The organism is Nodosilinea sp. LEGE 06152 (assembly GCF_015207525.1).
In the GTDB taxonomy this organism is placed as follows: domain Bacteria; phylum Cyanobacteriota; class Cyanobacteriia; order Phormidesmidales; family Phormidesmidaceae; genus Nodosilinea.
The window spans coordinates 272760-292132 of sequence record NZ_JADEWR010000004.1; the positions used below are offsets into that span (position 1 = coordinate 272760).

14 protein-coding genes and 1 tRNA gene are annotated in these 19373 nt (G+C 57.3%); 3 read left to right on the top strand and 12 right to left on the bottom strand.

From position 1 onward, the window contains the following. Nucleotides 1-78 precede the first annotated feature (78 nt). A complete protein-coding gene (locus tag IQ265_RS08570) occupies nt 79-1002 on the bottom strand; it encodes a phosphorylase (protein ID WP_194052409.1) in 924 nt (307 codons plus the stop codon). A 610-nt stretch (nt 1003-1612) separates the two neighbouring features. Beyond that, nucleotides 1613-2284 (bottom strand): glutathione S-transferase, encoded by a 672-nt coding sequence (locus tag IQ265_RS08575; RefSeq protein WP_194052412.1) that lies wholly within the window; start codon nt 2282-2284, stop codon nt 1613-1615. Nucleotides 2285-2725: 441 nt separating this feature from the next. On the opposite strand from IQ265_RS08575, the gene IQ265_RS08580 reads away from it, so the two are divergent. Then, nucleotides 2726-4270, top strand: coding sequence for a mercuric reductase (locus IQ265_RS08580; RefSeq protein ID WP_194052414.1), 1545 nt, complete (start codon nt 2726-2728; stop codon nt 4268-4270). A gap of 150 nt (nt 4271-4420) precedes the next feature. After that, nucleotides 4421-4645 (top strand): hypothetical protein, encoded by a 225-nt coding sequence (locus tag IQ265_RS08585; RefSeq protein ID WP_194052416.1) that lies wholly within the window; start codon nt 4421-4423, stop codon nt 4643-4645. 172 nt (nt 4646-4817) lie between these two features. On the opposite strand, the gene IQ265_RS08590 is transcribed toward IQ265_RS08585, so the two are convergent. From IQ265_RS08590 to IQ265_RS08630, 9 genes are all read right to left on the bottom strand, one after another. After that, nucleotides 4818-5987, bottom strand: coding sequence for a carboxylate-amine ligase (locus IQ265_RS08590; RefSeq protein ID WP_194052418.1), 1170 nt, complete (start codon nt 5985-5987; stop codon nt 4818-4820). 331 nt (nt 5988-6318) lie between these two features. Continuing rightward, nucleotides 6319-6391: transfer RNA gene (locus IQ265_RS08595), tRNA-Thr, on the bottom strand. Between the two features lie 60 nt (nt 6392-6451). Beyond that, complete coding sequence (locus tag IQ265_RS08600; RefSeq protein WP_228037713.1) at nt 6452-7894, bottom strand: cation:proton antiporter; 1443 nt, start codon at nt 7892-7894, stop codon at nt 6452-6454. A 114-nt stretch (nt 7895-8008) separates the two neighbouring features. Next, the gene (locus IQ265_RS08605; protein WP_194052420.1) at nt 8009-8821 is read right to left on the bottom strand and encodes a carbon-nitrogen hydrolase family protein; all 813 of its coding nucleotides are present in this window, start codon (nt 8819-8821) and stop codon (nt 8009-8011) included. Between the two features lie 120 nt (nt 8822-8941). Further along, nucleotides 8942-9697 (bottom strand): hypothetical protein, encoded by a 756-nt coding sequence (locus IQ265_RS08610; protein ID WP_194052422.1) that lies wholly within the window; start codon nt 9695-9697, stop codon nt 8942-8944. A 218-nt stretch (nt 9698-9915) separates the two neighbouring features. Further along, a complete protein-coding gene (locus tag IQ265_RS08615) occupies nt 9916-11553 on the bottom strand; it encodes an acetolactate synthase large subunit (RefSeq protein WP_194052424.1) in 1638 nt (545 codons plus the stop codon). Nucleotides 11554-11648: 95 nt separating this feature from the next. Continuing rightward, nucleotides 11649-13040, bottom strand: coding sequence for an NAD-dependent succinate-semialdehyde dehydrogenase (locus tag IQ265_RS08620; RefSeq protein ID WP_194052426.1), 1392 nt, complete (start codon nt 13038-13040; stop codon nt 11649-11651). A gap of 301 nt (nt 13041-13341) precedes the next feature. Further along, nucleotides 13342-15897, bottom strand: a complete 2556-nt coding sequence (locus tag IQ265_RS08625) for an EAL domain-containing protein (protein WP_194052428.1) — start codon at nt 15895-15897, stop codon at nt 13342-13344. A 161-nt stretch (nt 15898-16058) separates the two neighbouring features. Further along, entirely contained in the window at nt 16059-16265 is a 207-nt protein-coding gene (locus IQ265_RS08630) for a hypothetical protein (protein ID WP_194052430.1), read from the bottom strand. Between the two features lie 822 nt (nt 16266-17087). On the opposite strand from IQ265_RS08630, the gene IQ265_RS08635 reads away from it, so the two are divergent. After that, nucleotides 17088-18131, top strand: coding sequence for a septal ring lytic transglycosylase RlpA family protein (locus IQ265_RS08635; protein ID WP_194052432.1), 1044 nt, complete (start codon nt 17088-17090; stop codon nt 18129-18131). Nucleotides 18132-18271: 140 nt separating this feature from the next. On the opposite strand, the gene IQ265_RS08640 is transcribed toward IQ265_RS08635, so the two are convergent. Beyond that, entirely contained in the window at nt 18272-19324 is a 1053-nt protein-coding gene (locus IQ265_RS08640; RefSeq protein WP_347404933.1) for an aromatic ring-hydroxylating dioxygenase subunit alpha, read from the bottom strand. Nucleotides 19325-19373: the final 49 nt, after the last annotated feature.

Below are 19373 nucleotides of genomic sequence, written 5' to 3' on the forward strand. Positions count from 1 at the left end.
TAGCCCTCAGGACTAAAAGTTGAGTAAACCTGTTCTACCCCCAAGTGTACCGAGTTCTTCCCCAAATGAGCTAAATCCTCACCCCCCTTTCGCTCGGGCCACATGCTCAAGCACCGTCATTGGCCCCAGGGTTTTCAGTAGCTCCAGCTGCTCCAGATTCTTTACCAGCAGCGACCCGGCAAACCCCAAAGAATTTACCGGAATCGACTGGTAGCGATCCTGCTGGCGAGCCACGGCGACCATCCAGCGGCGGGTGACCAGCAGGTTGTAGGGAAAGGTTTCGGGCGGCTGCTGCCAGTCGCAGCCAAGGTGGGTCAGCAGCGACTGGTAGGCGGCGAGCAGCATTTTGCCGCTGGCACCAGGCTCTGTCAGGGGCAGATCGATTAGGGGCAAAATGGCGTGGTGAAAGGGCAGCATGGGCGATCGCACCGGGCCATCGACATCGGCGATATTGCCCAGGGCCGCAATGACGGTGGCCAAAGGCAGGGGGCTGCGATCGGGGCAGAGCGGCGGCGGCACCAGCTGCAGGTGCTTGTGGCGCTGGCTGGCCCCCGCCAGGCGACCGCCATTGAAAAAGGCAAGCCCATCAATTTCGGCCATACAGATCGCCAGGGCTTCAAAGTCGGCCAGGGTTAGCCAGGTGTCTTGGTCCTCAAAGGCGCGAGTGACAATCAAAATGTGGTGATCAACCACGTTGTACTTATTGAGCAGGCACAGGTGAGTAGCCGACAGGTTGGCCACAAACAAATCGGGGTCGTAGGGCAAAAATGGATTGACAGGCTTACCGGCCTGCTGCTGCTTTTGCTGCACCAGGTCAGCTTTTTCTTTGCGGGTCAGGTTGGCCAAAATTCTGACCAAAAAGTGCATTCCCCCCTGTTCGACAAACTCGTGGCGGGTATCGATGGGCTGCAGCGCACCGCGATCGAGGGCGTGGTGGGTCTGCTGCTGAATTTTGCTCCAGAGGTCACCGGGGGCGAGCCCGGCCTCGGGGGAAAGGGCCATAGAGACACTAGCGGAACATTACCCCACCGACTCTAGCAAACCCCCGACCCCAACAACAGAGGCAAACCGAAAGAGTTGGGCGTACAAAATGGGCTGGTGTCAAGAGACAGGTCAACGCTTAAGCACATTCAAACGCAGTGCTCAGATGCGGTATTTCAGCACAATATTCGGACCCACAGCTAAGCGCAACAGTGCACCCTCTTTAAACGCAGCAGCTTAGCACAACAACACCCAAGTTTTCATTCAAAGAACTTCCTACATCACGTCGAGCCTATACGGAGATCGGGAACTCAATTTACTCTCAAATGAGCCTAAATTGCCAAACCCTAAAACTCCCTTTTGCCTACTTCAGGAAGGATTGAACAGTATCTTGGGTGCTGCTGTTTAAACGAGACAGATGTAAAATTAACAGCGCTTTCACTCCTTTTTGTGTGTGGACAATTGGCTGTTTTATCTGCCAAGGGAGCCTCATCAGCTCCACATTCAATATAACCCTCTCTTCTCAGCGATCCCCATCAGTGAAACGATAGTTAACACTGAATTCAGTACCCTTTCAAAACAGGCACAACCATCAGCAATCGGGCTAGTTATTTGCGTCTATGCTGCTGTTCTAGCGGGCAAACTGGTACGGGCCGCCCCGCTCTAGGGCACGCTTGTAAGCTGGGCGGGCGTGAATGCGATCGCAAAAGTCAAGCAGCTTTGGATAGCTGGCATCTAACCCGCCTCGGGCCACCGCTGCTTCAATAGGAAAGCTCATTTGAATGTCGGCGGCGGTAAAGTTGTCGCCAGCAAACCAGGGGCTTTGGGCCAGCTCTGCCTCCAGATAGCTGAGGTGCTGCGTAATTTGCGGCACAATGAACGACGATTTGGTGCGGCTCGTAATTAAATTGGCAATCGGTTTGACGAAAAACGGCATCGGCTGCTGCTCAATGCGATCGAAGACCAGCTTTAGCAACAGGGGGGGCATGGCAGAGCCCTCGGCATAGTGCAGCCAGTAGGTGTAGCGCAGCCGCTCTGGGGTACCAGCGGGTGGGGCCAGGCGGCCATTGCCATACCGTTCGACCAGGTACTCAACAATGGCTCCCGACTCGGCCAAGGTCAGCCCGCCATCGGTGATAACGGGGGACTTGCCTAGGGGATGAACCTGCCGCAGCGATGCGGGGGCTAGCAGCGTCTGGGGGTCACGCTCGTAGTACTTGATGTCGTACTCCAGGCCCAGTTCTTCTAGTAGCCAGAGAATGCGCTGCGATCGCGAATTGTTCAGGTGATGGACAACAATCATGCGGTGCTCAATCTGTCCTATAGCCGCTACAACCAACCAAACCGTAAATCTTGAGGAACAGGAACTCACCGCTTACCTAACCCATCAACAGTAGACGGTAATTGGCAAATAAGCTTCTACCCAATGCAGGAGAACCCTACTTCAACGCATTCGGCAGCAGGTCAGCGCATTGCTCTACTTATTAGTAACGCGATTTAGTAACGCGCTGGCAGCTAAATTTCAAGCAAGATTTACCCTTCGACTCACTGTTTTTGTTGTCTATAAACACGCAAATCATGCTTAAGAAATATCCTCTATCTCAATTATCAATGTCGGCAGACACAGGCGGCAACGCGGAAAAAAGGTTCTTAGCAACCGCCTCTGGATAGAAGACAGGTGTCTCTGGTTCTGAGAATCTTTAGCTACTTCTCGTCAATTCACTGCGCAGGCTAAAGCATTCGTGTGACCCAGACAGCCCCCAATTCAGTTACCGTTTCCCCCATGGACACCTACAACCAGACGCTGGTGTCCAACCTTCACCCTTCCGATTGGCAAAATCCGGTTGCTACCGAACGCTACAACCTGGTCGTAATTGGGGCTGGTACGGCAGGGCTAGTCACGGCCGCCGGAGCCGCCATGCTGGGGGCCAAAGTCGCTTTAATTGAACAGCATCTGATGGGCGGCGACTGTACCAACGTAGGCTGTGTCCCCTCTAAGGCAATGATTCGCTCGGCGCGGGCCGTGCAGGATGTGCGCCAGGCCCATCGCTTTGGCGTACAGGTTCCCGATGGAGTCAAGGTAGACTTTGCCCAGGTCATGGAGCGGCTGCGGCGAGTGCGGGCAGAAATTAGCCAAAACGACTCGGCTCGTCGTATTCAAGATGAGTATGGTGTCGATATCTTTTTTGGCAAAGCCACATTTTCTGGCGCAGACACGGTAATGGTGGAAGATCAGCCATTGCGCTTTCAGAAAGCGGCGATCGCAACCGGCTCTAGCCCCGTGCAGCTTCCCATTGAGGGGCTAGAAGAGGCAGGCTACCTGACCAACGAAACAGTCTTTGAGTTAACCGAGTGCCCGCCTCGGCTTGCCATCATTGGTGGCGGCTACATCGGCTGCGAACTGGCCCAGACCTTTCAGCGGCTGGGGTCACAGGTGACGCTGCTGCAGCGGGGCGATCGCATCTTACAGAAGTCTGACCCAGATGTCTCAGAGCTGATGCAGCGCCTCTTTAGGGAAGACGGCATTGACCTAAAGCTGCAGGCCCAGATCCAGCGGGTGGAGCGGCGAGGCCATGAAAAAGTTATTCACTACCAGCAGGGAGATACAGCTCACACCGCCGTTGTAGGCGAAATTTTGGTAGGCGTAGGCCGGCAGCCCAACGTCAAGGGCCTGGGTCTGGAGCGGGTTGGGGTCGAGGCAGACCCCAAGCAGGGCATCTGCATCAACGACTACCTGCAAACCACCAACCCCCGCATCTATGCCGTTGGCGACTGCTGCATGAGCTGGAAATTTACCCACGCCGCCGATGCTGCCGCCCGCATTCTGATTCAAAATGCGCTGTTTGCCCCCCTTGGCCTTGGCCGCCGCAAGCTGAGCAGCTTAACGATGCCCTGGTGCACCTACACCGACCCGGAAGTAGCCCACGTGGGCATGTCTGCCAGCGAAGTGGCCGAGCAGCAGGATGTACGCACCTTCACGCTACTTCTGGCGGAGGTCGACCGGGCGGTGACCGATGGGGAAACCGATGGCTTCGCCAAAATTCATCTGGCCGCTAACCGAGACCAAATTTTGGGGGCGACGGTGGTAGCTCGCCACGCGGGGGAGATGATCAGCGAAATTACCCTGGCCATGGAGAAAGGATTGGGACTGGGAGCGATCGCCCAGGTTATTCATCCCTACCCCACCCAAGCAGAAGTCATCCGCAAAACGGCTGATGAGTACAGCCTCAGCAAATTTACGCCTTTAGTCAAAAAATTAGCGGCCACCTGGCTGCGGTGGCGGCGTTAGCAGGAGCCAGGGTTTCTAAAATCTGTAGGGGCCTGCTAAGTTTGTAAGGGCTGACGGTTAGCTGCGCGTTATGAAAGTTGATGTGGTTGGGTATCCTAAACCAACCTTTTGTCAACTACCGAAATGTTTATTCAACGCGAAAGAAACAGCATGTTGTGGAGAGCCACCCTGGCGATCGGGGCAGGCATTCTTTTAGGCGGCAGCGCAGCGCGAGTTGAAGACCAGGCCTGTGCCCAACCGGGAGCAATGCCGAGGTACTGCCTCATGGAAACATCCAGGGCTCGGGTGGCCGATGGTATGGTCGGCGGCGCTTTTGCCAGCGGTAGCGCACTGCTGATGATTGAGCTTTGGGGAAGATTTCGCAAACCCGACTAAGAGTTCATCCAACAACCACGCTTCTCAGGCTTCGGCCCAAGGGCTACCGGGCGTTTTTGAGTGGGCTTTAAGGGCAGCGGGCTGTTGAGAACCTGGGTTACCTTCGGGGCTCACTGTTGTCGGCGATCGCGACCCCAGCGTTTAGCTGCGGGAGAAACTTCGCCGTGCAGCGTCAAACTTCCACAGGTGGAGCCTCGGCATCGACGGCGCGGGTGGGCAACTCAGTCATAGCGGTTTGCTCGATCAGGCGATCCACGACCTGTCGCAAATCCCCTGTTTCTTTCAGCCATTGGCGTTGACGGCTGGCGGCATTTCCAAAGGTCAAAATTCTCTGGACTGCCGAGTAGACAACCTCCCAGTCGTGGTTGGCCTGTAGGGCTGGTTTTAAAGTGTCCAGCATTTGGTTGATGTAGGTGCTGGCGGGGACAGCCGCCGAGGCTTTCACTTCGATCAAATCACCGGTTAGACCATAGCGGGCAGCCGTCCAGTGGGCAGCTTTTAACAGCTCAGATTTGATCGGGGGACAGGGTTCTCCGGCCCGTGCCGCCTCGGTGCTAGTCCGCACAATGCCCCGCACCAGTCCGGCCATCATGATGGCTTCGTCAATGCTTAGACACACATCAGCAATGCGAAACTCTAGCGTCGGAAAGGCCTTTGACAGGCGAATATCCCAGTACAGCTTAGTAATGTCGGGCATAACGCCAGCCCGAATCAGGCCCTCCACAAATGTAGAGTACTCGCTGTGGTTAGCAAAGTAAGGCGGCGGGCCAGCCGTCGGTAAACGAGACCACAGTTCGGTGCGAAAGCTGTCGTAACCGGTGTCGCGGCCTTCCCAAAACGGAGAATTGGCGGTGAGGGCCAGCAGAGGGGCGAGCCACAGCCGACAGCGATTGACAACATCAATAGCCAGGTCGGGCTGGTCTCGAAATTCGCTGCCGTTAAGCCCCACATGAACGTGACAGCCAAAAATAATCAGGTCGCGGCTCGTCTGCTGCAATGTTTCGGCCAGCTGGTGATAGCGCGCCTTGTCGGTTAAAGTTTGGTCTTGCCAGGCCGAAAAGGGATGAGTACCGGCAGCGACAACCGCTACTCGCTGCTCCTGGGCAGCGGTAATGACCGTCTGACGCGATCGCACCAGCTCCTGCCGCAATTCCTCCAGCGAATGACAGACATCGGTGGCAATTTCGATCTGACAACGGTGCAGCTCTGCCTGCACCCGGTCAGGATGCTGCTGAGTATTGGCAGTAGCTAAGACCTTACCAGCCCGACCACACAACTCACGGGTGTCAGGATCGACAAGCTGATACTCTTCCTCAACGCCGAGGGTGTAAACATCAGGCATGGTTTTGCCCTACCTCTAATAGCCCTAGAATGGCACCTTTGAGGGCTACTGCGCGTCTGTCTATAGAACGATAGAGGTGGCTGGGGTGGCCGCTGGAGTGGCTACCCCAGTCACAGCGCGCCCGGATGCCCGAGACTTTGGTCATGCCTACCGCTTAGCCCCAGCGCAATACTATCCAACCAACGTTGGAGCGCTCGTCGGCAACGCCATCAAAAAAAGGGCTCGATCAAACTGCCTGCAGCACCAAGTTGCTACACGAGTTTCACTTTAAGAAAGTAACCGATCAGGCGAGCTCCCCAAAACCGCTTGGTTCCAGGGGGTTTGCAAGAAAAGCTGGTGACAAGACTCGAACTTGCGACCGGCTGATTACAAATCAGCTGCTCTACCAACTGAGCTACACCAGCAAAAGCATACTCAGTATAGCAACCTTAGCAGGCCGCTTCATCATCTGCAGAAACCGATTGCTAAGACCCTACTTCGTCGGCGGTTTCCAATTCGGGGGCGGGTTCAGCCGGAGAAACCTCGCCGTCGTCTTCTTTAAACACAACTCGCAGCAGGGGCGGAGCCAAGAACGTGGTGAAGATTACCATCACAATAATGGCTGCATCCAGCGATTCTGTAAGCACGCCGCTGGCGGCCCCGACACCAGCAAACACCAGGCCCACCTCCCCCCGAGGAATCATGCCAACTCCCACCGCCAGACGGTTGATGCCCGGTTGGCCAAAGATGACAAAGCCTGCGATCACCTTACCGATGATGGCAACAACCACCAGAAATGAGGCAATGATCAACCCGGCCCGATTAGCGGGCTCTAGGGGGTTGAGCACGCTTAAATCGGTGCGCGCCCCCACAGTGATAAAGAAAATCGGCACCAGCATGTCAGCAATGGGGCTGATTTGCTCCTCTAGCTCCTTGTGCTTAGAGGTTTCGGCCAGAATGAGACCAGCTGCAAAGGCACCCAAAATGGCCTCTAGCTGAATGGCGGCGGCAATATAGGCCAGCACAAAGGCAAAAATTAGCGAGCTAATGATGACCTGACCCCGGGTCCGCATCTGGTTGACCACCATGACAAAGTAGGGGCTAAGCAGTCGGCCAATCAAAATCGACCCAACCAAAAATGTGGCCGCTCCAGCAATCAGATAGACCACGTTAAGAATTTCGATTTCGCCGGTTTTAGCCAAACTGGCTACGACGGCCAGCACAATGATGCCGAGCACGTCATCGAGTACGGCGGCCCCAATGATGATTTGTCCTTCTTTGGAGCTGAGCTGCTGCATTTCGGCCAGCACCTTGGCGGTAATACCAATGCTGGTGGCGGTGAGAGCCGCCCCGGCAAATACTGCCGGAATGGTGTCGATGCCAAACAGTGCAATTAGCCCAGCTGTACCGGCAGCGAAGGGGGCAACAACCCCAACGACGGCAACCATGGCGGCCTGAGGGCCAACCCGAATCAGTTCTTTGAGGTCAGACTCTAGACCAATTTCAAAAAGTAGAATGATGACTCCTAGCTCAGCCAGGATAGAAATCACCTCGCTTTCGCCCTGAAATACCCGCAGCAACCCCTCTGGCGATTGGCCAGCGGTCATGCCCACCAGTTTCATGAGCAGCGACGGCACTTCGACGCCGCCCTCGGGAAACACAATCAGGTGCAGAGCCGAGACGCCAACAATGACGCCCCCCACTAGCTCTCCCAAGACCGCAGGCAGGTTGATGCGAGCGCATAGCTCACCGCCAATCTTGGCGGCCAGGTACACCACAATTAAACTCAGCAGCACGCTGGCCAGCACTAGGGGTTCTAGTTCCGCTTCCGATTCGGCTACTTCGGCCAACCAGGGACCAGGGCCAGCCAGGGAAGGGAAAAAGGGGGTGGAAGAACTAATCAGGTCGCTGCCGATGAGGGCACTCATCCAATTCGCCATGCAGACCGCTACAACTCATCCCATACAATGTACATGAGATTTCTCCCTGCAAAGAGTTCGTGGGGATCGTTCTAGCCGTGGTTCTGCCTAAAGAAACTGGCGTTAGGGAAAAACTCGGTGGGCTAAAGACGGCATTTGGCGTCGCACCTGGGAGATGCGATCGGGGTTGATTTCAGCGATCGCAACGCCTGTATCTACCCCAGCATCGGCCATCACTATGCCCCAGGGGTCAATGATCATAGCGTGTCCGTGAGACTGGCGGCGGGCGTTGTGAAAGCCGGTTTGGGCGGGGGCAATTACGTAGCAGGTGTTTTCGATCGCGCGCGCCTTGAGCAGCACCTGCCAGTGGTCTTTGCCGGTGAATTCGGTAAAGGCGGCGGGCACCACCAGCACCTCAGCCCCCTGCTGTGACAGGTGGCGGTACAGCTCCGGAAAGCGCACGTCGTAGCACACCGACAGCCCCAAAATGCCAAAGGGTTTAGAGGGAAACACGTCGGGCAGCAGATGGCCCGAAATCACGGTGTTCGACTCGCGGTAGGTGTTGCCGTCGGGCAGGTTGACGTCGAACAGGTGCACTTTTTCGTAGCGCAGCAGCTCCTGGCCCTCGGGAGAAACCAACAGCGCGGTGTTAAAGACTTTGCCTTCCTTAGCAGGTACCGGGTAGCCACCGCCAATCAGCGTCACCTGGTAGCGCTGGGCCATAGTTTTGAGAAAGGCTTCGCTGGCTCGGCTAATGGCGTCAGCCTCGGCAATCTTGGCGGCTTCATCGCCCAAAAACGAAAAATTTTCGGGTAGGCTGACCAGTTCTGCCCCCTGGCGCGCGGCCAGGTCGATTAGCTCTTCGGCCTGGGCCAAGTTTTTGGCCAAATCTGGCACACTGGTCATCTGTATAGCGGCGGCCCGATACGCTCTCATAAATTACCTGACTGGATGTGGAGGAATCTGGAACAAATCTGTTCCCTACGCATCAATTTTATTCGCTCGGGGGAACGGTTTGCCCAGTTACACCAAAACAGCCTAAAGAATCGCGGCCGCCTAGGGAGCGGTGACCACCGTAATAGAGAGCGTCTCTGGCTCAGCGCTAATGGCAACAGGTGCCCCAGCGGGGATTGGTGGAGACTGATTACGCTGCGCAGCGCGCAGGGCGTCTAGCAGCCAGGGCTGAGCGGCGGCCCCAGGGGCGGCCAGGGCGACAAACTGGTTGGCGTAGACCACTTGGGCCATGGTGAGTGAAGCTCCATCGCTGCGCGGCAGCACTAGGGTGGCCCGATCGCTCGCCAGTTCTACAGTAGCCAGGCCATCAACCGAGCGGCCGAGCGTGCGGTTAGCGGTGCCAGGGGTAAAAGTAAAGGCCAGCTGGGCATTGACCAGGGCTTTTTGCAGATCGCTAGCGGCAGGAGAGTTGGGGGCAGGGCTGGCCTTGGCCTGCCGATCGCGGGCGATCGCCCCATTACCCCGGTACTCCTCGACCTTAGCCTGGGCCTGGGCATAGTTGGCGTCATCGGTGGGCACGCTCTCCAGAGCGGCGATCGCCTGCCCCCACAGGTCGCTCACCCGTTGCCAGTCGGCCTGGGTTTGAGCCGTTTGAGCCGCTACCGCCGCCTGCCAGCCCAGGTCAGTGCCCTGCTGCCAGGGCGACACCGCAAAATTGTTGAGAGTCAGCTCGGGTTCGGAAGGGTTACTCTGTCCATTGCTCTGGCCCAGATACGATAGGCCGATCGCGGCGGCGGCGATCGCTCCCACCCCGCCAATACTCCAGGCTAGGGGTGACTTCGCTAGATGCTGCACCATAAAAACCTCGCACCATCGGTAGACCCTTAGTTTTTCAACGCAGCCAAAGCCACAACCGGGAAGTTTTAGAGCGGGTTTTGCGACCTCAAATTGACCTAGGCATGTCAGCAATTTCGGCTAAAGGTCTGATGCTATCAGCATTGCCGCACCCGGCCCAAAAATAGGTCAAGGGCTGTAGCTCCTGGGTCTTAGACCATCGGTGGCTATTGATGGCAGCTCTAGATTAAGCAGCTTAGATCGCCCGCTTTCTGACTGAATAGGAGATTTTCGCGGTAGTCAACTGGGCAATCAATAACGGCGGGCACGTTGTCTTCGAGTGCTGTTTTTAGAGTAGGAATAAAGTCTTCGGCTGACTCAATTCGGTAGCCCTTCAGGCCCATAGCCTCCGCCAATTTGACAAAGTCAGGGTTGGTAAAGTGAATGTAGGTTGACTCGCCATAGTAGTTCATCTGCTTCCACTCGATCAGCCCATAGCCACCGTCGTTAAAGATAACGGTGACAAAAGGCGTGCCCACCCGCAGAGCGGTTTCGAGTTCCTGGCAGTTCATCATAAAGCCGCCGTCGCCGGTCACCGCCACCACCTTGCGGTTGGGGTGCACCAGCTTGGCCGCCAGCGCCCCCGGCAGCGCAATGCCCATGGCCGCAAAGCCGTTTGAAATCAGGCAGGTGTTGGGGCGCAGGCAGTGGTAGTTGCGGGCCATCCACATTTTGTGGGCACCCACGTCAGAAATTACAATATCTTCGGCGCTGAGCACCTGGCGCAGGTCGTAGATCAGCTTTTGGGGCTTAATCGGGAAGCCGTAGTCGTCGGCGTATTGTTCATAATCGGCGCGAATTTCGTCGCGCACCTTGAGGCTAATGGGGTCAGGGTGGCCCTGGCGCTTCACCCGCTTAAGAATTTCCTCCAGCGAATCAGAAATATCGCCAATTACCTCTACTTTAGGAATGTAGCTGCTGTCGATTTCGGCGTGGGTGAGGTTGATGTGCAAAATCGGCAGGTTGCCCTCGGGATTCCATTTTTTGGGCGAATACTCGATCAGGTCGTAACCCACGGCAATGATCAAATCCGCCTGTTCCATGGCGCAGGTAATGTAGTCGCGCTGCTGCAACCCAATCGACCACAGCGCCAGCGGATGGGTATAGGGAATCACTCCCTTGCCCATGAAAGTGTTGGCCACCGGAATGTTGAGCTGGGTGGCAAACTCAGTCAGGGCTTCACTGGCGCTGGCCCGAATAGCGCCGTTACCCACCAAAATCATCGGGTTGCTGGCCTGGGAAATAGCGACAGCCGCCTGCTGAATGCTCTGAAGTGAAGCGTAGGTCTTTTCCTGGCTGTCTTTGCGCAGGGCGGCCCCGACCACCTCCATCTCGGCAATATTTTCGGGCAGATCGATGTGCACTGCGCCGGGTTTTTCGGCCTGGGCCAGCTTAAAGGCCTTACGCACAATCTCGGGGGTAATGCTGGGCCGCACAATCTGGGCATTCCACTTGGTAACCGGGGCAAACATGGCCACCAAATCGAGGTACTGGTGCGACTCGATGTGCATGCGATCGGTGCCTACCTGTCCGGTGATCGCTACCAGGGGGGCGCGATCTAGCGTCGCATCGGCCACGCCGGTCATCAGGTTAGTCGCCCCCGGCCCCAAAGTAGAAAGGCAAACCCCCGCCTTGCCGGTCAGCCGCCCGTAGACATCGGCCATAAAGGCCGCTCCCTGCTCGTGACGGGTGGTAATGAACTGAATGGACGATCGCTTGAGCGCCTGGAGCAGCTGCAGGTTTTCTTCCCCCGGCAGACCAAAGATGTACTCGACGCCTTCGTTCTCAAGGCACTGGACAAGCAATTCGGCGGTGTTCATAGCGTGTTAAGGAGGGGTAATTGGTCGCGAAAACGGGGGTGAATGGCAACCGATGCAACGGTGCTTAATGCGTTAGAACGTGGGGGATGGAGGGCCTACTTAACCCACACGGTTTTGATGTTGACGAACTCGTGAATACCCTGGCGGCCCAGCTCTCTTCCATATCCTGAGCGCTTAATACCGCCAAAGGGCAGGCGGGGGTCAGACTTTACCAAACCATTAATAAAGACTGCCCCAGCCTCCAGTTCGGCCATCAGGCGCTCTTGCTCAGCGGGGTCTTGGCTCCAGGCGCTGGCTCCCAGCCCAAAGGGAATGTCGTTGGCCCGCGCGATCGCCTCGTCTAAACTGGCAACGCGAAACACCAGCGCCACCGGGCCAAAGAACTCCTCCTGGTCGGCGGGGGTGCCGGGCGGCAGGGCGGCGAGAATGGTGGGCGGAAACCAGTTGCCGTTCTGCAAATCGGCGGGCAGCTTCGCCTTCAGCGCCGCAACATCGCCACCGATGAGGGCGGTGCCCCCCGCGGCCAGGCAGGCGTTGACCTGCTGCTCTAGCTCGGCGGCAATGTCGGGGGTAGACATGGGGCCGACGGTAACCCCGTCATTTAGAGGGTCGCCCACCACCAGGGCGGCAAATTTTTCGGTCAGCCCCTGCTCAAACTGATCAGCGATCGCCTCATGGACAATGAACCGCTTGGCGGCAATACACGACTGACCGTTATTGAGCATGCGGGCGGTGGCGGCGGTGGCGATCGCCGCATCCAAATCGGCACTGGGCATGACAATAAACGGATCGCTGCCGCCCAGCTCCAGCACCGTCTTTTTGATCTGCTGACCGCAGGCGGCGGCCAGGCTGGCCCCGGCAGGTTCGCTACCGGTTAGGGTGGCGGCTTTGATGCGATCGTCGGTGACCAGCTTGGCAATGCGATCGCCCCCAATCAGCAGCGTCTGAAACGCCCCCTCCGGCAGCCCCGCCTTTTGAAAAATTTCCTCGATCGCCAGGGCGCACTGGGGCACGTTGGAGGCGTGCTTGAGCAGACCCACATTGCCCGCCATCAGGGCCGGGGCCGCAAAGCGAAACACCTGCCAAAACGGGAAGTTCCAGGGCATCACCGCCAGCACTGGCCCCATGGGCTGGTAGCGCACAAAACTGCGGCTGGCGTCGGTAGTGGCAGGCTCGTCGGCCAAAAACTCGGCTCCGTGGTCGGCGTAGTAGCGGCAGACCAGGGCGCTTTTTTCGACTTCGGCTACCGCCCCGGCCAGCGGCTTGCCCATCTCCAGGGTCATGATTTTGGCGTAGGCGGCTTTGTTGTCGTCAAGCACCTGGGCCGCCTGACGCAGCCAGGTAGCCCGCTGCTCAAACGATGTCTGACGGTAGGTGGTAAACGCTTTGGCCGCCAGGGCGAGCTTGTGCTCAACGTCGGCGTCGCTCAAAGGTTCAAAGGTCTTGAAAACTGCTCCGGTGGCGGGGTTAATACTACTAATGGGCATGGTTTGACCTCCTGTTGGTCAACTGAGGTCGGCGGCCAGTTCGATCGCGTCTACGGCACAGCTGCCCCTGGAACACGGCCGCTAGGTCGTACCCCCAGGGTCTTAGCTGGGTCTAAATCTCGACAACCCAGCCCGTCGGCTATGAACTGTATTGGCGCTCAGAACGAGGGTAGCTTTGGTCGTCAACCTCTAAACTAAGTCTCTCTTAACTGTGCCCTGAAGCACAAAAAGCTACCCTCCCATCCTATTACTTCTGCACAAAACATAGTGTTATGTAACGTTGACCAAATAGCGCCTGTTTTCAAGGAGTTGAGGCCCCATTGGGGATGCTGGCCTGGGCCCAGGGCCAGGGGTTGGCCAGCAGGGCTGTTGCCCCATCGCGCCCCAGGGGTTGAGAAAACAGATAACCCTGTCCCCGCCGACAGCCCATTGCTCGCAGTCGAGCCAGCTGGGTTTCGGTCTCAATGCCTTCGGCTACCAGGTCCATATTCAGCTTTTGCCCCAGAGTGATTATGGTGTGCACAATTTCGCGATCGTCGTCGCTCTGGTCCATACGGCCCACAAAAGATTGATCAATTTTGAGGGTGTCTGTCGGGAAGCGATGCAGATAGCTCAGCGATGAGTAGCCGGTGCCAAAGTCGTCGATCGCCAGCTTCAACCCCAGCTGCTTAAGCCGGTGCATCAGGTCTACAGCCCCATCGACATCGCGCATAATCATGCTTTCGGTAATCTCAAGCTGCACTCGATTGCCAACCAGCGCCAGCTCTTGCAGAGTATCGCCAAACTGAATGACCAAATCGGCCTGGTGAAACTGTCGCCGCGAAAGGTTAATGCTCATCGTCAGCGGCTGGTCAGGAAACTGCTGCTGCCAGGCCTTGAGCTGGGTACAGGCGGCCCGAAAAATCCACTGACCCAGGTGCACAATCAACCCTGTTTCTTCGGTGACTTGAATAAACTGCCCCGGCGACACAAAGCCCTCCTCGGGCCGATACCACCGCACCAGCGCCTCAAACCCGGCAATGCGGCCGCTCTGAAGACAAACGATGGGCTGGTAGTGCAGCAAAAACTCGTTGTTTTCAAAGGCGCTGAGCAGATGGCTCTCTAGCTCTAGACGACGCACCGCCTCTTCGTGCATGGTGCTGGCAAACACCTCGTGGCGATACTCGTGCAGCGCCTTGGCCCGGTACATGGCGGTATGGGCATCGCGCAACAGGTCTTGGGCTGTGGGCGGGTGGTCGCGGTGGGCCATGGCTACCCCCATGGAGCTAGTCACCGAGAGCCGCCGCCGCGCCACCGAAAAGGGAGCCGACAGCTCGGTTTGCAGGCGGCCGAGCCACTGGTCTACGGTGGTTTGGTCGTGCACCGGCAGCAAAAAGGCAAACTCGTCGCCGCCTACCCTTGCCAGCTGGGCCGAGGTGGGCAGAAACTGCCGCAGCCGCTGGCCAATCGTTTTCAGCACGCGATCGCCCATTAGGTGGCCAAAGGACTGGTTGATCAGCTTAAAGCGATCGATATCTAAAAACACCACCGTGACCGCCGTGCCGGGGTGGTGCTGCAGCGCCCGCTGCACCTGCAGCAGAAACATGTCGCGCCCTGGCAGCATCGTGAGCTGGTCGTAGCTGCTGCGGTACAGCGCCTTTTGGGTAAGCACCAGCCCCAGGGCCAGCAAAAAGGCGGCGATGGGTTCGACGGTGGGTACCCACACCAGCTGGGCCAGGGCCAGACCGCTAAGGCCCCAAATGCCCAAGACAATACTGCCGCTGAGCACCAGCAGGCTCGCCGGACGGCGCACAGCCCACCCAGCCACACCAGCCACCAGGGTCCAGCCCAGCAGCCAGAGGAACTCGCCCCACTGCGGCAAAAATTGGTAGAGGGCGGGTTCGCCCGCGATCGCATCGAGCAGCTGGCTAATGCTCTGGGCGTGCATCTCTACCCCCGCCATCACAAACTGCGACGACTGATCCTGACTAAAGGGAGTAAAAAACTCGTCCTTCAAACTAGAGGCCGTCGAGCCAACCAGCACAATGTTGCCCCGCACCCAGTCGGGGGGCACCGCCCCCGCCAACACCTGGGTAATTGTCAGGCTGGGGGCCGTTTGGTAGGAAGTACGGTACTTCAGCAGCACCTGGTAGCCCCGGTTGTCGACCCTGGCGTAGCCGCCATCACCGGGCATCAAAGCCGGAAATTTGGCATCCCCAATGCGCAACAGGTCGTTTTGCCGATCGACTTGAAACGGCAGATCGCGGTGGTAGGCCAGCACCACCCGCAGCGGAAACGAGAAAAACGGGTCCTCTGCAGCCGATACGTACAGGAGGTTGCGACGCAGTACCCCGTCGGGGTCAATGACCAAATCGTTGAAGCCCAGCTGATCAGCGGGCCAGGTGGGGGGGGCTGGTACCTCAATGCCCTTCCCCTGCTTGCCCACGTTGAAAATGCCAATTACGTTAGAAGCCTCAAAGGCCTGGGCCAAAGCGGCCCGACCGGGCATATCCTGCGGCGTGTTGCGGTACAGGTCTAAGCCCACCACCGTCGGTTCGTGGCGCTGCACCTCTGCAATGATGTCGGCTATTACCTGGTCAGACAGGGGCCAACCGTAGGCTTCGAGATCGGCCTCAGTGACTTCTACCAGCAGCAGGCGGGGGTCTGGCGACTCCTGGATTTGAAGGCGGGTGAGCAGGTCAAAGCTCAACATCTCAAAGGTTTCAAACAGCTGCAGCCGCTTACCCATAGACACCAGCGTCAGCGCCAGCAGACTAGAAACCAGCACGGCTCGACTGCCAAAATTAATCGGTTGTGACAAATAAGCGGCTAGCTGACGAAACTGCTGACCCAAGGGCCAGGTCCGGAAATGCACCATGGATTAGACCGACAACGGTAGGCGTGGACAATGGCAGACATTGACTCAGATTCCTGGATATACAGATATACAGGGCGTTATCGGCGCTATCCGGACATCCTTAGGGTCTAGATTGCGGCTAGCGCCCTCTGGCATCCCTGGACCTGCCAAGGCCACAAACGTTAAGCCATAGTGTCATGGTGTAGAGCATTAACCCAGTGGGTGCCGCCCCCTCGTCGCTGGCCCGGAAACTCATCGCGGGGGCCGTTGGCCTGGCGATCGCACCCCAGGCTGGGCCAGTGCAGCAGTAGCAAAGTTAACACGCTGACTCCTACCAGCATGGCCGTGCCGCTGGGCCAGATGAATACTCGTATAAGGGTTGCCTTCATAGCTGGAACCAACCTTAGAACAGTGACAGAACTCCTCCATTCCCACTGATCCAGGCTCGCCGTTGCGGTCCTGATGCTGCCGGAGGCATAGTGTGATTCTTCACGCTCAAGGTTTTATTCGATACTTGACTACCCAGGCTTTTACGGAAGCTTTATGCTCCTATAAAGGCCTGCAAATGTCCCTTAACCCCAAGGGTGACAGCCGATCGCGTTTGTTCTAACCCTGCCGAGGGCGGAGGCGAGCTGACGTTGAAGCAGACTCAGGCATTAAAAACTTGTTAAGGGAAGGCCCTACCACCCCGTTCCCCAGATATGCTGAACGCAAGATACCTCCTAACTGCGTCTCCAGCCCCGTCTGACCCCTCTGTTGGTGTCATTAAGATGGGGCTGCTACTTTGTACAGTTAGGTTTTAGAGGGTTAGTTATTCAATCAGGTGTAGTGACTGAGGGTGGGTGACCCACTAAGCCTACGGATATTCTAGGCACCTGTACTTGAAAGAATCTCTCAGGGTTTCACTGGCCTTCGACAGCGCTGAACTCCAGACCAGCGGTTCCGTCGCAGCCACTAGGGCAAGCTTGAAGCGAATACCCTAAAGTCTTTGTAAGGAATGTCGTTGCATATACAAATTTTAGATGTTACGCTGAAAAATTATTCGCTTGTTTGCGAATAACCTCGAAAGCTAGCTTTTTTTGCCCTGGTAGCTAAGCAAGTGCTGTTACCGGGGTTGCTGCTTTCTATTGCCCCCAGCTACAGCTTGTCGCTAGGTCTACCGTTGGGTAGAGCTACGGGTGCTGCGGGCGTTGATCTCAGCACACGCATAAATGACGTTATTTGGATTTCTCTGGGCTGCACTTCTACCGCACCATCTCAATCAACCTGTTACGCTGCAAGCCGCTAATCCCTACGCGGCAGCTCATTTGCAGCGCTCATCAGCGGTAGTTCCTAGGGCACAGCCTTACTCACCTCTGCACCTGCAAGCATCGGCTAAGCGGCCCCTGTCGCTGCAGCCTCAGCTCGCCTGGCCACAGACCGCTGCGATCGACTGGCCCCACTGGGTCGCTACTGCAGCGGTGGCCGTAGTGGCCCAGGGCAGCAAAGCCCACATTAGTAGCGGTTTTGCTCAGGTTACGCCAGCCTCTGGTGCCTGCGGCAGCACTTTAGCAGCTGGGGTCGATAGCTCTGCGGCGGGGTTCACCATTCAGGTCAAAGATGTGCCGATTGGTCGAGTGCTCTCTCGCCAAGTGGCAGACCGGATTGCCAACCAAATTCGTCAGGCGGTGCCTGTTTTAGAAACTAAACCAGACCAGCTTACCCCTAGCCTGAGCCAGTACCAGGCGGCGGCTCAGGTAGATGGCAAAACTGTGTTTGTGCTGCCCGACCCGGCCCAAAACATGGCTACCTCTGAGAACGAGCCACCCGCGCTACAGGCCGCTCAGTGGGTCAACAACCTGCGTTTGGCCTTTGGGGCAACTCCCTTAGACCCTAGCCAGGTGCAAATGGTGGCCAAAGGGCTGGGCGAAACCCATCAGACCTTTAGCGGCATCGCCTCCTGGTACGGGCCGTACTTCCACGGCCGACAGACAGCCACGGGCGAAACTTTCAACCAGCACGATCTCACCGCGGCCCACAAAACACTGCCCTTTGGCACTCACCTAAAGGTGCGTAACCAGCTCAACGGTAAGACCGTGGTGGTGCGCATTAACGATCGGGGCCCCTACATTGGGGAGCGATCGCTCGATCTCTCCTACGCCGCCGCCCAATGTCTGGGGAGCGATGCTGTTGGGGTAATTCCTTACCAGGCAACCATTCTAGCCCCTGGATTTCCCGCCGCTTGGCGCGAGGATGTAGTGGCGACGCTGCCTTAGAAATAGCTGTTCCCTTCGACTTCGCTCAGGGAACAGCTATGGCTTTTTTGTTGTTGAGGGTGCTGCGCTAGCGGCATAGACGATGGGTATAAGACCTGATGCTTCGCGCCCTATGCCCTTCTTCCACGATGAATAAACGGCTACGCCCGCCACTTAAGCAGCTGCGTCTTGACGGGGGTAACAAACTCGCGGTCTTCGGTTTGGGCGCGCTGGTACTCTTTTTTGAGCTGGTAGTACCAGCGGGCCAGGGTGTCAGAGTCTTTGATCAGGCGTAGCACGGTCTCGTGTTTAAGTCCTTCCTGCTGCTTGATCACAACATCGCGGTCCTGTCCGAGGAATGAGCGAATCATCAGCGGTAGAATGGGCTTGAGCAAAGCGCCCCAGGGCAGATCCCAGTACAGCTCAAAGGTGACATCGGTTTGGTCGTCGGTGAGCGGCGTAACCGTGGTGAGGTTGACGACGCGGTGTTTGGCGGTGGTGGTCTCTTCGGTACGCACGCCAGGCAGGTAGAAGATGATTTCGTTGTCGGGTACGCCGCCGATTAGCCAGTAGCCGTAGCCCATGTTTTCGCCCATGCGGTGCTTGCGCATGGTAAAGCCGTAGGTGGAAGGGTCAAACCACTTAATTTCGTCGTTGAGGGTGGCCCCGCGCCACCACCAGGAGCGATGCACAAAGGGCGAGTGGGCTGGGTCCATAAGCCCTACTACAGCGTGGTCGATGTAGCAGGGGAAGCGCATGGTGTAAGTGACGTTGGGCCGCACGTCGTCACCAAAACCGGGCACGCGGGGCACGTCAAAGCGGGGGGGCTGGGGGTTGGCGGGGTCGGCCATATAGACCCACAGGTTGCCCTGCACTTCTTTGACCTCGTAGTTCCGCACGTCAAAACGGCTGAGATCCATGCGCTGGTCGGGCATCAGCGAGGGGATTTCGGTGCACTGGCCGTTTTCATTGAAGCGCCAGCCGTGGTAGCAGCACTCGACCTCGGTGCCGTCGAAGCGGCCACAGCTGAGGGGCACCGCCCGGTGAGGGCAAATATCGCGAATGGCAAAGGCTTTGCCTTGCTCGGTTCGACCAAACAAGATCGGCTCGTTGAGCAGGGTTTTGGCCACCATCTTGCCCGCCTTCAGCTCGCGGCTGGGCATGGCGTGGTACCAGATATTGCGCAGCAGGTAGATGTCGTTAACGGCAACCACAGGTTTTCTAAAGAGTTAGGGATTGAGGCGATTAATACTGTAGCAGAGG

Bases quoted from the DNA above. Each gene is read 5' to 3' on its own strand.
- IQ265_RS08575 (WP_194052412.1), bottom strand. From the start codon at position 2,284: ATGATTGTTGTCCATCACCTGAACAATTCGCGATCGCAGCGCATTCTC.
- IQ265_RS08630 (WP_194052430.1), bottom strand. From the start codon at position 16,265: ATGAAGGCAACCCTTATACGAGTATTCATCTGGCCCAGCGGCACGGCC.
- IQ265_RS08570 (WP_194052409.1), bottom strand. From the start codon at position 1,002: ATGGCCCTTTCCCCCGAGGCCGGGCTCGCCCCCGGTGACCTCTGGAGC.
- IQ265_RS08620 (WP_194052426.1), bottom strand. From the start codon at position 13,040: ATGCCCATTAGTAGTATTAACCCCGCCACCGGAGCAGTTTTCAAGACC.
- IQ265_RS08635 (WP_194052432.1), top strand. From the start codon at position 17,088: ATGACGTTATTTGGATTTCTCTGGGCTGCACTTCTACCGCACCATCTC.
- IQ265_RS08585 (WP_194052416.1), top strand. From the start codon at position 4,421: ATGTTGTGGAGAGCCACCCTGGCGATCGGGGCAGGCATTCTTTTAGGC.
- IQ265_RS08625 (WP_194052428.1), bottom strand. From the start codon at position 15,897: ATGGTGCATTTCCGGACCTGGCCCTTGGGTCAGCAGTTTCGTCAGCTA.
- IQ265_RS08615 (WP_194052424.1), bottom strand. From the start codon at position 11,553: ATGAACACCGCCGAATTGCTTGTCCAGTGCCTTGAGAACGAAGGCGTC.
- IQ265_RS08600 (WP_228037713.1), bottom strand. From the start codon at position 7,894: ATGAGTGCCCTCATCGGCAGCGACCTGATTAGTTCTTCCACCCCCTTT.
- IQ265_RS08590 (WP_194052418.1), bottom strand. From the start codon at position 5,987: ATGCCTGATGTTTACACCCTCGGCGTTGAGGAAGAGTATCAGCTTGTC.
- IQ265_RS08605 (WP_194052420.1), bottom strand. From the start codon at position 8,821: ATGAGAGCGTATCGGGCCGCCGCTATACAGATGACCAGTGTGCCAGAT.
- IQ265_RS08610 (WP_194052422.1), bottom strand. From the start codon at position 9,697: ATGGTGCAGCATCTAGCGAAGTCACCCCTAGCCTGGAGTATTGGCGGG.